This is a genomic window from Brevundimonas sp. UBA6550, from assembly GCF_002434505.1.
Classification (GTDB): Bacteria; Pseudomonadota; Alphaproteobacteria; order Caulobacterales; family Caulobacteraceae; genus Brevundimonas.
The window spans coordinates 133,926-146,510 of record NZ_DJKE01000001.1 but is presented as its reverse complement, the minus strand read 5'-3'; the positions used below and the strand labels follow the sequence as shown (position 1 = coordinate 146,510).

At 66.8% G+C, this 12,585-nt stretch carries 14 protein-coding genes; 6 read left to right on the top strand and 8 right to left on the bottom strand.

Annotated elements, in window-relative coordinates:
* The first annotated feature begins 1 nt into the window (after position 1).
* Positions 2-379 (top strand): PIN domain-containing protein, encoded by a 378-nt coding sequence (locus B3Z70_RS00655; protein WP_292021753.1) that lies wholly within the window; start codon positions 2-4, stop codon positions 377-379.
* A 6-nt stretch (positions 380-385) separates the two neighbouring features.
* Here B3Z70_RS00655 and uvrC read toward each other — a convergent pair whose 3' ends face one another.
* The 5 genes from uvrC to B3Z70_RS00630 form a co-directional block, all read right to left on the bottom strand.
* Entirely contained in the window at positions 386-2,254 is a 1,869-nt protein-coding gene (uvrC, locus tag B3Z70_RS00650; protein WP_292044423.1) for an excinuclease ABC subunit UvrC, read from the bottom strand.
* Between the two features lie 16 nt (positions 2,255-2,270).
* A complete protein-coding gene (locus B3Z70_RS00645; protein ID WP_292021758.1) occupies positions 2,271-2,717 on the bottom strand; it encodes a DMT family transporter in 447 nt (148 codons plus the stop codon).
* Positions 2,714-3,322 (bottom strand): hypothetical protein, encoded by a 609-nt coding sequence (locus B3Z70_RS00640; protein ID WP_292021760.1) that lies wholly within the window; start codon positions 3,320-3,322, stop codon positions 2,714-2,716. Before B3Z70_RS00640 ends, B3Z70_RS00645 begins: the two co-directional genes overlap by 4 nt.
* Before the next feature lie 210 nt (positions 3,323-3,532).
* A complete protein-coding gene (locus B3Z70_RS00635; RefSeq protein WP_292021763.1) occupies positions 3,533-4,006 on the bottom strand; it encodes an NUDIX domain-containing protein in 474 nt (157 codons plus the stop codon).
* 101 nt (positions 4,007-4,107) lie between these two features.
* Entirely contained in the window at positions 4,108-6,099 is a 1,992-nt protein-coding gene (locus B3Z70_RS00630) for an ATP-binding protein (protein ID WP_292021765.1), read from the bottom strand.
* A gap of 246 nt (positions 6,100-6,345) precedes the next feature.
* Here B3Z70_RS00630 and B3Z70_RS00625 point away from each other — a divergent pair, with 246 nt between their 5' ends.
* The 5 genes from B3Z70_RS00625 to B3Z70_RS00605 all read left to right on the top strand — a co-directional run bounded on the left by B3Z70_RS00625 (position 6,346) and on the right by B3Z70_RS00605 (position 9,019).
* Positions 6,346-7,107 (top strand): SDR family oxidoreductase, encoded by a 762-nt coding sequence (locus tag B3Z70_RS00625; protein ID WP_292021767.1) that lies wholly within the window; start codon positions 6,346-6,348, stop codon positions 7,105-7,107.
* A gap of 5 nt (positions 7,108-7,112) precedes the next feature.
* Complete coding sequence (gene folB / locus B3Z70_RS00620) at positions 7,113-7,511, top strand: dihydroneopterin aldolase (protein ID WP_292021769.1); 399 nt, start codon at positions 7,113-7,115, stop codon at positions 7,509-7,511.
* A 93-nt stretch (positions 7,512-7,604) separates the two neighbouring features.
* Positions 7,605-8,267, top strand: a complete 663-nt coding sequence (locus tag B3Z70_RS00615; RefSeq protein ID WP_292044422.1) for a hypothetical protein — start codon at positions 7,605-7,607, stop codon at positions 8,265-8,267.
* 13 nt (positions 8,268-8,280) lie between these two features.
* The gene (locus tag B3Z70_RS00610; protein ID WP_292021773.1) at positions 8,281-8,664 is read left to right on the top strand and encodes a hypothetical protein; all 384 of its coding nucleotides are present in this window, start codon (positions 8,281-8,283) and stop codon (positions 8,662-8,664) included.
* A 58-nt stretch (positions 8,665-8,722) separates the two neighbouring features.
* Positions 8,723-9,019: a GNAT family N-acetyltransferase gene (locus tag B3Z70_RS00605; RefSeq protein WP_292021775.1), complete on the top strand. Its 297-nt coding sequence runs from the start codon at positions 8,723-8,725 to the stop codon at positions 9,017-9,019.
* Positions 9,020-9,078: 59 nt separating this feature from the next.
* Here B3Z70_RS00605 and B3Z70_RS00600 read toward each other — a convergent pair whose 3' ends face one another.
* The 3 genes from B3Z70_RS00600 to mdoH all read right to left on the bottom strand — a co-directional run bounded on the left by B3Z70_RS00600 (position 9,079) and on the right by mdoH (position 12,524).
* Positions 9,079-10,059 (bottom strand): SDR family oxidoreductase, encoded by a 981-nt coding sequence (locus B3Z70_RS00600; protein ID WP_292021777.1) that lies wholly within the window; start codon positions 10,057-10,059, stop codon positions 9,079-9,081.
* A gap of 66 nt (positions 10,060-10,125) precedes the next feature.
* Positions 10,126-10,443, bottom strand: a complete 318-nt coding sequence (locus B3Z70_RS00595; protein ID WP_292044420.1) for a hypothetical protein — start codon at positions 10,441-10,443, stop codon at positions 10,126-10,128.
* Positions 10,444-10,562: 119 nt separating this feature from the next.
* Positions 10,563-12,524: a glucans biosynthesis glucosyltransferase MdoH gene (mdoH, locus tag B3Z70_RS00590; RefSeq protein ID WP_292044419.1), complete on the bottom strand. Its 1,962-nt coding sequence runs from the start codon at positions 12,522-12,524 to the stop codon at positions 10,563-10,565.
* Between the last annotated feature and the right edge of the window lie 61 nt (positions 12,525-12,585).

Sequence of the window (12,585 nt, the reverse complement as noted above, 5' to 3'; positions counted from 1 at the left end):
TATGCTGGATGCGAACGTCGCCATTCACCTGAGGGATGGCGATGCGGTGATCGATGAGCGCGTGGACGCCTTGAGCCCGCCGCTGCTGCTGTCCATCGTCAGCCGGGTCGAGTTGGAGGCCGATCTCGGCCGGATGGAGGCCGGCACAGGCGATCGGCGAGCGAGGCTGGACGCCCTGTTGGACGCCGTGCCTGTGCTGCCCTTCGGCTCGGCCGAGGCCCAGGCCTATCGCGGCATCGTCGAGGCCTGCGGCTTCTCGCGGCGCAAGGTGCTGGATCGGATGATCGCGGCGCAGGCGATCACGGCGGGCGCGACGCTGGTCACGCGCAACGGCGACGATTTTCGCGACATTCCCGGTCTGACGCTGCTGGAGTGGTGACACGCCTTACGCCTTCCTGAAGAAGGCGTGGATGCGTTCGGCCAGGGGCTGGCTGACGCCGTCGACCTTGACCAGATCGACTACCGAGGCGCGGCTGACGCCCTTGGCGGAGCCGAAGGCGTGGAGCAGGGCCTTCTTGCGGCCGGGGCCGACGCCTTCGATCTCGTCCAGCGGGTTTTTCTTGATGTCCATCGAGCGGCGCTTGGCGTGGGCGCCGTTGGCGAAGCGGTGGGCTTCGTCGCGGAGACGCTGAAGGTAGTAGAGGGCCGGCGACTTCAGCGGCAGCATGAAGGGCGCCTTGCCCGGCATGAAGAACTTCTCCATCCCCGCATCCCGATCCGGCCCCTTGGCCACGCCGACCACGGCGATATCATCCAGACCGCCTAGATCGGCCATGACGGCCAGCACCTCGGCCAACTGTCCCGCGCCGCCGTCGATCAGCAGCAGGTCGGGGCGGACGACGTCCTCGCCTTCCTCCTCGTCCTTGACCAGGCGGGCGAAGCGGCGGCGCATGACCTCGCGCATCATGCCGTAGTCGTCGCCGGGCGTCAGGTCTTCGCCTCGGATGTTGAACTTACGATACTGCGACTTCTGGAAGCCTTCCGGGCCGGCGACGACCATGCCGCCCACGGCATTGGTCCCCTGAATGTGGGCGTTGTCGTATATCTCGATCCGTTCGGGTCGGCTCTCCAGTCCGAAGGCTTCGCACACCTCGTCCAGGATTTTGCCCTGCGCCGAACTTTCGGCCAGGCGGCGGCCCAGGGCCTCCTTGGCGTTGGTCAGGGCGTGGTCGATCAGGGCCAGCTTCTCGCCGCGCTGAGGCCGCGCGATCTCGACCTTGCGGTCCGCCTTCATCGAGAAGGCCTCCTCCAGCAACTCCAGCTCGTGCGGGCGGACGTTGGACAGGATCAGGCGCGGGATGGGCTTGTCCTCGTAGAACTGACCCAGGAAGGCGGCCAGGATCTCCGGGTCCGTGTCGGACTTGTCCACGCGCGGGAAATAGGCGCGCCCGCCCCAGTTCTGGCCCGCGCGGTAGAAGAAGACCTGGACGCAGGCCTGGCCGCCATCGGAATGCAGGGCGAAGACGTCGCCTTCGGCCACGCTGTCGGCGCTGACGGAGTTCTCCATGGTGATGGCCGACAGCGCCCGGATGCGGTCGCGCACGCGGGCGGCTTGTTCGAAGTCCATAGCGTCCGACGCGGCCTGCATCTCGCCCGACAGGCGGCCGATCACGGCGCGCGACTTGCCGCGCAGAAAGGCCTCGGCCTCGTCGACCAGTTCGCCATAGTCCTCCAGCGAGATCAGGCCGGTGCAGGGCGCCGAGCAGCGCTTGATCTGATGCAGCATGCAGGGGCGGGTGCGGGTCTCGTAGACGCTGTCGGAACAGGACCGCAGCAGAAACGCCTTCTGCAGGGTGTTCAGCGTGCGGTTGACCGCCCAGGTCGAGGCGAAGGGGCCGAAGTAATGGCCGGGCGTGGTGTGGGCGCCGCGATGCTTCTTCACCTGAGGGGCGCGATGGTCGCTGCGGATCATCAGTTCGGCGAAGGACTTGTCGTCGCGCAGAACCACGTTGTAGCGCGGCTTCAGCTTCTTGATGAAGTTGGATTCCAGCAGCAGGGCCTCGGTCTCGGACGCCGTGACCACCAGCTCCATCGACCGGGTCTGGGCCACCATCAGGCCGATGCGCTGGGTGTGGAAGCGCCCCTGCGCATACTGGACGATGCGCTTCTTCAGGCTGCGGGCCTTGCCGACATACAGGCACGACCCGTCCTCGCCATACATGCGATAGACGCCCGGCTTGTCCGGCGCGCGACGCGCCTCGTCGGCGATCAGGGCGGCGGCGGTCAGTTTCGAATCGGGGGGCTCCGCGGTCATCGGGCGGGATATAGGGTCAGGAGCGCCGGACCAGAAGGACGCCGGCCAGAACCAGGCCCACCCCGGCGATCCGGCCCAGGTTCAGCGGCTGGCGCGGCACGCCCAGGGCGCCGAAATGATCCAGCGCCAGGCTGAGCATCAGCTGGCCCCCGACCATCAGGGTGATGGTCATGGCCACGCCCAGGCGCGGCACGCCCCAGGCGGCGGCGACCACGAAACAGGCGCCGTAAAACCCGCCCAGCCAGGCGTACCAGGGCAGAGCGCGCACCGCCGTCATGTCGGGCCGGGTGTGCAGGATGGCGGCCAGCACCCCCAGCACCGTGGTCCCCACCGCGAACGAGATGAAGGCGGCGTTGACCGGCGAGGCCACGGCGCCGGCCAGCCGGGCGTTGGTCGGCGCCTGCAGCGCGGTTGCGCCCCCGGCCAGGACGACGACGAGGATGGCGAGCAGCGACGGGTTCATGGCCCCTGGCTAGCACGGCTTTCATGGCTTGCGGAGGGCGGCGTTCGGCGATGGGCGCGACGCAGGCGGCGGCGCTCGGCCCTGTTGAGGGGCGCCTGGGGGGCGTCGGCGTCGGCCGACGAAGAAACAGGGTGCAATGGGTGCGCTTCGTCCGGTTCGGTCCCGACGTCGGAGGCGGCGACGAGGGATACGGCCGCATCGTCCCGATCGGACGGCGGGAGCGCGAAATCAGGGTGCAATGGGTGCACATCGCCGGCCTCGGCCGCCAGGACGGACAGGGTTTCGAAAATCTTCAGCCAGCGCTGGGCCTCGGTCGCCTCGCCGTCCATCAGGGCCAGCTGCAGACGACGGCGCGCCGAGGCCGCCATGTCGGAAAAGGCGACATCCTCGACCGCCTCCAGCGCCAGGGCGGGATCGTAGAGATCGGGGTCGTCCTGATCCTGGCGCCGCCAGCCCGCCTTGCGGGCGCGGATGCGAAAGGCCGACAGGCCCAGGTCATAGCGGCGGCAGACGATGCGCGCCGGCTCGCCCGCCAGATAGTCGTCGCGCGCCAGGTCCCAGACCTGTTGCGAGCGGACGCGATAGACGGGGACGGCCTGGGTCATGGCCGCACGCTGGCACGCGCTTGCGTCAAATGCGGACGCACAACGTCTCCTCCACACCTGTGGGGAGGGGGACCGCGCGAAGCGTGGTGGAGGGGCTCTTGAAGCTCCACAGGCGATTGTGATGCGTCGCAGAACCCCTCCGTCACGGCGCGAAGGCGCGCCGCGCCACCTCCCCATCGCTAGGCGATAGGGAGGAGACGGCAACGGGTCTCACCAGTCGGGATCGAGCGGGGCGCCGTCGAAAATCTCCGCCAGACGGGCGCGACAACCGCGATTGACGTCGGCGGGCAGGGCGGCGGGATCGAACCAGCCGACCTCGGCGATCTCGCCGTCGCGCGGCGCGTCGGGACCCGCCTCGAAGACGTCGATGCGAAAGACCGCCACATGGTCGCCGGGAAAGAAGCGGTCGTTGGAATGCAGGGAGATCAGACGCGGCGCCCCGCGCGCGATCAGCCCGGTCTCCTCACGCAGTTCGCGCGCCACGGCGGCCTGCGTCGTCTCGCCCCGATCCACCCCGCCGCCCGGCAGCCACCAGCCCGCCAGATAGGTGTGCCGCACCAACAGCACCCGCCCGTCCCCATCCACCGCCACCGCCCGCACCCCCAACGTCTTGCCCCGCGTCAGCCGCGACCAGGCGAAGAACAGCGGCCGGGTGAAGGGTTCGACGTGGATGCGCCAGGTCATGGGTGTGTCTGCCGTCGACTACAGTGCTTGGCGGGATGTTCGATCATTCTGGTGCAGGGCCAAGAAGAATTTTGGAGAACTAGCAGCATAGTAGATGTTGACTAAGATGTTTGCATTCCCTCTGGGTCGGCTTGACCCTTGCTCGCGGTTTTAAGAATCGAAGACTTTAGTTGCGCGATGCGGCTTTCGATTTCCTCGCCGGACACTTCAACTTGGAGCTTGTCGGCGATGAAGTGTAGGCGAGCTTCGCAGTCGCGAACGATCTGCGACCAAGTCTTCACCCAAACTGTGACGCCTCCCTGTTCAATGAACAACCCTACTGGACGTCCCGACTGAGTGATGCGTCCCTTAACCGTGTCGTCATACTCACCTGTGACTAGGTAAAAGGTCCATGTGTTCGAGGTGTCATTGTATTCCGGCTGAGCCTTAATCGCGTTTACATAGTCTTCAAGCTGGTCGAGTTCTTTGCGGCCGATGGTAAGTGATGGTCGCTTAAGTTCGATCAGTAAAAATTCTCTGTGGGCCTGATTGGGATGGGGCACGATTCGGCCCAGGAATGAGTCGACGCGACCGACTTTGCCGTTGCCCTTTGTGACCCGCTTTTTGCCGCGCTTGGTGCCGATCTCTTGGGAAACACGATCCATGATGCGCGTAAGCCCGGTCTCAGCCAAGGTGATGTGGAAGTTTTCGCCGAACATCCAGGTGTTAGCTTGGACGAGGGCATCCAACTCCCCCCGCTCTTTAACGGTATTGCGGTGCGTCGGATCGAAAACTATGCCCTTAAGCACTTGGAGGGCCACGATCCTGTCTGCGATTAGCGTAGAAGCAGAAATAATATTTCCAAGATTAGTCTTTTGAAGAAGATTGGAGAACTCGTCTTGCCGATTCTTGGGTAAATTGAAAACATGGTGGAGGATATTGTGGATTGCTTCGGGGTTATGGCGAAGTGCCTCTCGCAAGAGTCCTAGCGTCATCTTCTTGAGGCCGTTCTCGGCCTTTTTGAAGTCGCGTGAATACGAAGTCACGGCATGAATAGCGATGTCGAGGACCTGCCGCTCACGCTTTTCGACCTCATCCTTTGGGTCGCCCTCGTAGGGGTAGACGCCATCGTCCTTGAGCTGTTGGATCAGCTCGCCGGACTTCTCGGCTTGCCGTCCACGAAAATAATCTGAAAGCTCTTCGCGGATGTGCTCAACGACATGACCGAAGTCTGGATCAGTCAGCCCGTCAAACTCCAGAAGATTGGCGTCAGCGATCTCTTGGAAGAAGGGTGCATAGGCGTAGGCCGAAAACTCGTACCCTGGAGCAGTGACGTTGGCCGGCAGCGCCCCAAGGACAACGCCGGTCTCGCCTCCGAAATGAATTTTCCGCGCGCCGGCGCTTTGCTTCCACTCGATGACTTTGATCGAAAGATCTCGGACCGTCCGGTTCGGGCAGATGATTGTGCGGGCAGGAAACTCCTGAGCCTGCAAAATCGTGGAACTGGGGTCGATGCGAGCTCCATCATAGAAGATGGCGATGGTCGGATATTGCAGGATGTAGGGAGCGAAAATTGCGCTGAAATCATTACGCGCTTCTTCGCCGCCAAGAATGTTGAGAGGGCTTTTCAGAGGGCGCAGCTGGACGACGGTTCCGGTCTGGTTGTCTTGGGGTAGAAGGTCGGCTGGCTCGACCTCCGCGTGGCCCAGCGCACCCGCCGCGATCTTGATGGTCAGCTTTTTAAGTGTGTCCCCATCCGCATAGATGCTGGTCCAAAGCGCGCGTTCGGCCAACGAAAAGAACCGTAGGCGTCCCTGACCTTCCTTACCGTGGAAAGCGCGGTTGCCGTCGGTGCGGACGCGCGTTCGTTTCCAAGAGCCGCCCCAATTGTCGAAATCAATGTTGGCCCGTTCAGACGTGATCCCGCTGCCGTTGTCGCGGACCGCGATGCCCTCAATGCCGCCAAGGCTGTTGCGGTCGAACTCGACGTAGACTTCCGAGGCGTCAGCGTCCAAGGCGTTCCAGACAAACTCCGCCAACGCACGGACAGGGTCGCGCGTCATTGCTGCCTTCTGGAGCGCGTCCTGTTGCGCCTTCAGCTGTAGAATGGTCATGGGCGCCCCGAAATCTTCTGATGATCAGCTTGGCATGATACTCAGCGTCGCGCTACGCGCCTCCCTGGATAGCGAGATTGGATTATGCGGGGCCTGAGCACTTCCTCACCCCCGTCCCCGCTTGAACCCCGCCCCATCCCGCTCTAAGCCAAGACCCACAACAGGAGCATTCCATGCTGGCGCTCGGCATTATCTTTGGCTTCATCGCCGTCATCGCGGCCTTCAATGTGTTCGAGTTCGGTCGGGTTGACTGAGGGGGCTGCTCGCTCTGAAAGGGGCGTCGCCCTGGTCACGGGCGGGGCGCGGCGGATCGGGCGGGCTGTCTGTCTGAGGCTGGCGCGGGCCGGGTTCGACGTGGCGATCCATCATCATGCTTCGGGCGACGAGGCGCGGGGCCTGGCCGACGAGATCGCGGGCCTGGGGCGGCGTGCGTGCCTGTTGCAGGCGGACCTGATGGACGAGGCGCGGGTGCGGGCGCTGATCCCGGCGGCGGTGGAGGCGCTGGGGCCGGTGACGGCGCTGGTCAACAACGCCTCGGTGTTTCAGGACGACCGGATCGGGGGGCTGACGCGCGAAAGCTGGGATACGCATATCGAGACCAATCTGCGCGCGCCCATCGTGCTGGCCGAGGCGTTCGCCGCGCAGGCGGTCGAGGGGGCCATAGTCAATCTGCTGGACCAGAAGGTGCTGAAGCCGGATCCGCGCTTCTTCTCCTACAGCCTGTCGCGCAACGGCCTGTGGTGGGCGACCCAGACCCTGGCCCAGGCGCTGGCGCCGGGCATCCGCGTCAACGGGGTGGGGCCGGGGCCGACCCTGCCGTCCATCCACCAGACGCCCGAGGAGTTCGCCGCCGAGGCGCGCGCCACCCTGCTGGAAACGCCCGGCAGCCCGGAGGCGGTGGCCGAGGCCGTGCTGTGGCTGATTGACGCCCGGCTGGTCACGGGCCAGATGATCGCCGTCGACGGGGGCCAGCATCTGGCCTGGCGCACCCCCGACATCCAGGAGTAGGCCGCGTGGTCCAGTCGTCGCAGGTTTCGCCGTCGCCGGCGGACGAGCCTTTGCGTTTCGAACGGTTGAGCGTCTTCGTGCGCGGGCTTGAGGTCGAGGCGGGCATCGGGGTCTATGACCACGAACACGGGCGGCTGCAGCGGCTGGTGATCGATGTGACGCTGGAGCTGGAGCCGCGCCCCATCGAACGGCTGGCCGACACCATCGACTACGAGACCGTGGCCAATGCGGCGCGCGCCATCGCCGAGGCGGGGCATGTGGGGCTGGTGGAGACCTTCGCCGAACGGCTGGCGCGGGCCTGTCTGGAGGATGGGCGGGTGCGGCGCGCGACGGTGCGGATCGAAAAGCCCGGCGCCCTGGCCGCCGTGATCGCCCCCGGCTGCGAGATCGTGCTGGGGCGCTGAGGGGCGTCAAGCCCGGTTGCGTCCGGCCCGCCCGACCGCCATTGTCGGCGCCTTGAGTCCAGCCGGGCGTCCGGCGTGAGAGAAGCGTTGTTCATGGCCGAGCCCGGCGATCCCAAGACCCCTGCCGCAGCGCAAGACGGGACCGATCACGACGCCCATGTCGGTTTCGTCTCGCCCGCCTCGCTGGCCGGGCGGGCGCGTGCGCCAGAGCCGACGGCGGCGCCGGAACACGACGACGAGCCGGACCTGTTCGATCCGCCCCTGGCGCGCGAGCCGGGACCGTTCGACCGCAGCGAAGGGGTGCAGCCCGTGGCCCGCTTCGCCCCGCATCCGAAGCCGAACGCCGCGCCCCATGCCGACATGCGCGACCGGATGCGCGCCGAGACGCCGCGCGCGTCCGAGCGGGTGGCCGAGCGCGTTCCCGGTCCGGCCGCGCCGATGCGGCTTTATGCGGTCTATATGCTGATCCTGCTGGCGGTGCCGACGCTGGGCGCCTCGTGCCTGGTGGCGCTGCTGGCGGTGATGCGGCGCGATACGGCGGCCGATGCGCTGGAAAGCAGTCACGCCCTGTATCAGAAGCGCACCGTGCTTGGGGCGATCGCGGCGGCCGTGGTCGGCGCCGTGCTGGTGGTGGTCAATGTCGGGGTGATCGTCCTGTTCGCCGTGGCGATCTGGATTCTGGCGCGCGGCGCCTATGGCGTGCTGAAACTGAAGAGCGGCCAGGCCGTTCCCAAGCCCCGCAGCTGGCTGTTCTGAACCAAGGATCATCATGACCGACGCCCCCGAATTCATCGCCGGACGCGAACCGGAAGGCAAGGTCGGCGCCCTGATCGCCTGGGCGCTGTTCATCCTGTCGATCCCCAGCGCCAATGTGCTGGTGCTGATCGGGCTGGCGGTGTCCTACGTCGCGCGGGGCACGGCGACGGGCGTGGCGCGCCAGCATATCGACGCGCAGATCGCGCTGTTCTGGTCGGTGTTCTGGTGGACCATCGCCGCCTGGGTCGGGATCGCGGTCAGCGCCGTGGCCTCGGTGGTGCTGATCGGCATACCGTTCCTGCTGCTGTTCCTGCTGATCTGGTTCCTGCTCAGCGTCTGGTTCACGGTCAAGAGCGTGCTGGGGCTGATCAACCTGTTGCAGAACCGCCCGATCTGACGCGGCGGGAACACAGCGGGCCGGTCGGCGGTTCAGGCTTCGGAAACAGGAGCGACACATGACCGACGGACAGGGCCGACTGATCGACAAGGCGGACGAGAACCGCTTCGAACAGGACTTCGAGAGCGACGGCGGCGCGGGCCAGGTCTGGGCCGACTACGCCGTGCGCGGCGACACGCGGATGATCCTGCACGTCGAGGCCGATCAGGCGCTGCGCGGATCGGGCGCGGCGGGACGGTTCATGCAGGCCTTGGCCGAACATGCGCGCGAGAGCGGGATGAAGCTGTTTCCGCAGTGCAGCTATGCGGTCGCGTGGCACAAGCGCCATCCCGATTACGACGACGTGCTGGCCTGACCATCCATTGAGCCGTCATCCTCGCCACGAGGGCGAGGATGACGAAGGCGTGGGCGGGTTCAACCGCCCGAATAGCCGCCGATGATCGGCAGGATCTCGCCGGTGATGAAGCTGGACATCTGGGGCGAGGCCAGGAAAACGTAGGCGGGGGCGATCTCCTCGGGCTGGGCCGGGCGTTTCATCACCGTCTGGGCGCCGAACTGGGAGACGGCTTCGGCGTCCTTGTCGGCGGGGTTCAGAGGGGTCCAGACCGGGCCCGGCGCGACCACGTTCACGCGGATGCCGCGCGGCGCCAGATGCGTGCCCAACGATCGGGCGTAGGCGTGAATGCCGCCCTTGGTCAGGGAATAGTCCAGCAAGTCCTTGTTGCCCTGAAGCCCGGTGACCGAGCCGGTCATGACGATGGCGCCGCCGGTCTTCATGTGCGGGACCGCCGCCTTGGTCATGTTGAAATAGCCGTAGAGGTTGGTCTTCAGCGTGCGGTCGAAATGCTCGTAGGTCAGGTCCTCGAAGGCGCCGACGTGTTCCTGGAAGGCGGCGTTGGGGACCAGGACGTCCAGGCGGCCGAAGGCGTCCAGCGTGGCCCTGACGGCGGCTTCGGCGAAGGCGGGGTCAGAGACGTCGCCCTTCAGCACCACGGCGCGACGGCCTTCGGCCTCGACGGCGGCCTTGGTCGTTTCGGCGTCGGCGTCCTCGTCCAGATGGCAGATGACCACGTCGCAGCCCTCGCGCGCGAACAGGACGGCGACGGAGCGACCGATGCCGGAATCGGCCCCGGTGATCAGGGCGGCGAAGCCGTCAAGCTTGCCCGAGCCCTTCCAGAAGGGGGCGTCGTACAGGGGCGCGGGATCCAGCGCGGCCTCGTCGCCGGGCTTGGTCTGATGCTGTTTGGGGAAGGGCGGTTCGGGATAGGGGCGGGCGCCGGCCTGGACCGCGCCGGAGGATGTGTCGTCGCCGGACGTCTTGTCCTTGGCGTCGATGTCGCGCTGGATGGCGCGTTCGTGGTCGGCGACGGCGTCGGCGCGGGCGGTGTCGGTCATCGAAGGCTCCTGAAGGACGGGACCTTCAGGAAGCGGACGAGGCGGACGGGCGTTCCCTGCGCGCGATCAGCTGACGCGGTGGATGATGGTCTTGATGGTCTCGGCGCGGTTGGGCAGGTCGGAGGCCAGGCGCGAGGCGATCTCGCGCGCGCCGACCGGATAGGCGTCGCCGCCCTCGGCGATGGCCTTGGCCTTGGCGGCGGCGTCCAGCAGCAGCTTCTCCAGCGCCTCGATCTCTTCCAGGGCCAGGGCGTGGGCTTCGAGCTGCAGGCGCTTGACCCGGTCGGCGGTGGTCTCGGGCGCCTTCATCAGATCGTAGATCTCGGCCTCGGCCGCGACGAGCCGCAGGTCGGGCTTGGCGTCGGAACCGTTGGACTGGGCCATGGAATCACATCTCCCCGAAAAGGTCAGGGGCCAAGGGTGATGCGAAGTCGCCTTCGCGTCGAGCTTGACCGTAACGGTTGTGGCGGCGCTGTGGCCGCCGTGCATCGGTTTGGCCGGCTTTACAGCTCCGGCGCGCGGGCCGGGACCATGGCGGGGGCGGCGACCGGGGCCAGGACGCCGCCGGCGACCGCGCGCAGCGGCGAACGGGGCGTGTGCAGGACGGCCGGCGAGACGCTGACGCCGTCCTGAACCGGGGTGACCAGGAAGCCCTTCCTGGCCAGGGCGTCGCCCGAACGGACGCGCGAGGTCCAGACGGTGATCGGGGCCGACAGCAGCAGCGGCAGGACGATCGGGGCGAACCAGGTGGCCAGGTCGGGGCGCACGCACAGGGGAACCATGAAGCCGACGCCGGCGATCATCTGCCAGCGCATGGCGCGCAGGGCGTCGGACCAGGCCAGGCCGTCGGCCTCGCGCTGCTGGGTCGACCAGCCGGTGTCGTGACCCGAGACGATCTGGATGAAGGCCTTGGTGTTGGCGACCATCAGGATGGGGGCCAGGATGGCGGACAGGGCGATCTCGGCCGCCATGCCGCGGGCGATGGCGCGGCGCCCGCCGAAGGCGCGCAGCTCGGCCGGGCGGCTGAGCACCAGGGCCGCGCCCATGAATTTGGGCCCGATCAAAAGAATGCCCGACAGGAAGGAGGCCAGCATGAAGGGGGTGAACTGGGGGTTCAGGATGTAGAAGAAGCTGGACCAGTCGACCGGATAGAACATCTGGATGAACAGGCCGGTCATCAGCGAGGCCAGCCACAGCGGCGAGGACAGATAGGCCATGCAGCCCATCAGCAGCTGAAGCCGGCTCATCGGCGACAGGCCCTTGGCGGTGATCAGGCCCAGGTGCTGCAGATTGCCCTGGAACCAGCGGTGGTCGCGGCGGATGAAGTCGGTGATCGAGGGCGGGGTCTCTTCCCACGATCCGTCCAGCGAGGCGGTGACGTGGACGGCCCAGCCGGCGCGGCGCATCAGGGCGGCCTCGACCACGTCGTGGCTCATGATGTGCCCGCCGAAGGGCTTGCGGCCCTTCAGATGCGGCAGGCCGCAGCAGGCGGCGAAGGCGCGCGTGCGGATGATGGCGTTGTGGCCCCAGTAGCTGGATTCCGAGCCGGTCCAGTAGGCCAGACCGGCGGCGGCGACGCGGCCGTACAGGCGCACCGAATACTGGGACACGCGCGCGAAGATGGTGCGGGCCTTGATGATGACCGGGGCGGTCTGGATCAGGCCCACGCCCGGATTGCGCTCCATGGCGTCGACCATGCGCAGCAGGGTCTCGCCGGCCATGGTGCTGTCGGCGTCCAGCACGATCATGTTCTCATAGGCGCCGCCGAAACGACGGACCCATTCGGCCAGATTGCCGGCCTTGCGCTCGGCGTTGTCGGTGCGGCGGCGGTAGTAGGCCTTGGAGTTGGCGGTCAGGCGGAAGGCCTGGAAGACCGAACGTTCGGCGGCGGCGGCCTCGTCCTTGGTCGAATCGCTGAGCACGAAGATGTCGAAGGCCGAGGCGGCGCCCAGGCGGGCCAGCGACTGGTCGATCATGGCTAGTCGGGCGAAGGAGGCGCGGGCGTCCTCGTTATACAGCGGCATCAGCAGGGCCGTGCGCGTGCGCGGCATCGGCGGATGGGGCGAGAAGGCCAGGTCCTGCTGATCCTTGCCGCGCAGCATGACGAACAGCCCCATCAGGCCGCTGACGAACCAGCAGGAGATGGCGGTGATCAGCACCATGAACAGGCTGAAGGCCAGGATCTCGGTCCCGTCCCAGCCCTTGCGGGCGTACAGATAGAAGGGGGTGATGGCCGACAGACCCGTCAGGACGATGGTGCCGGCCAAGAGCGCCAGGCGGCGCAGGGCCACCGTGCGCGGCGAGGTCGCGGGCGTCAGGTCGGCCACGGCGTCGGGCGCGGCCAGGGACTGCACCGGCATGGCCAGGCGCGCCTCGTCGGGCAGCCAGGACCAGGACGGCGCCTGAGCCCGCTCGACAGTCTCGATTTCAGCCTGTTCGACAGGCCGGATCGCCAGCTTGTTCATGCCGCTTCTGGACGCCCCCGTGTTGACCGATCGTCTTTCCGAAGGCAGGAAGGACGCGGAG

Excerpts from the sequence above, each read along its gene's own strand:
- B3Z70_RS00655 (WP_292021753.1), top strand. The coding sequence starts at position 2 with ATGCTGGATGCGAACGTCGCCATTCACCTGAGGGATGGCGATGCGGTG.
- uvrC (WP_292044423.1), bottom strand. The coding sequence starts at position 2,254 with ATGACCGCGGAGCCCCCCGATTCGAAACTGACCGCCGCCGCCCTGATC.
- B3Z70_RS00645 (WP_292021758.1), bottom strand. The coding sequence starts at position 2,717 with ATGAACCCGTCGCTGCTCGCCATCCTCGTCGTCGTCCTGGCCGGGGGC.
- B3Z70_RS00640 (WP_292021760.1), bottom strand. The coding sequence starts at position 3,322 with ATGACCCAGGCCGTCCCCGTCTATCGCGTCCGCTCGCAACAGGTCTGG.
- B3Z70_RS00635 (WP_292021763.1), bottom strand. The coding sequence starts at position 4,006 with ATGACCTGGCGCATCCACGTCGAACCCTTCACCCGGCCGCTGTTCTTC.
- B3Z70_RS00630 (WP_292021765.1), bottom strand. The coding sequence starts at position 6,099 with ATGACCATTCTACAGCTGAAGGCGCAACAGGACGCGCTCCAGAAGGCA.
- B3Z70_RS00615 (WP_292044422.1), top strand. The coding sequence starts at position 7,605 with ATGGCCGAGCCCGGCGATCCCAAGACCCCTGCCGCAGCGCAAGACGGG.
- B3Z70_RS00610 (WP_292021773.1), top strand. The coding sequence starts at position 8,281 with ATGACCGACGCCCCCGAATTCATCGCCGGACGCGAACCGGAAGGCAAG.
- B3Z70_RS00605 (WP_292021775.1), top strand. The coding sequence starts at position 8,723 with ATGACCGACGGACAGGGCCGACTGATCGACAAGGCGGACGAGAACCGC.
- B3Z70_RS00600 (WP_292021777.1), bottom strand. The coding sequence starts at position 10,059 with ATGACCGACACCGCCCGCGCCGACGCCGTCGCCGACCACGAACGCGCC.
- B3Z70_RS00595 (WP_292044420.1), bottom strand. The coding sequence starts at position 10,443 with ATGGCCCAGTCCAACGGTTCCGACGCCAAGCCCGACCTGCGGCTCGTC.
- mdoH (WP_292044419.1), bottom strand. The coding sequence starts at position 12,524 with ATGAACAAGCTGGCGATCCGGCCTGTCGAACAGGCTGAAATCGAGACT.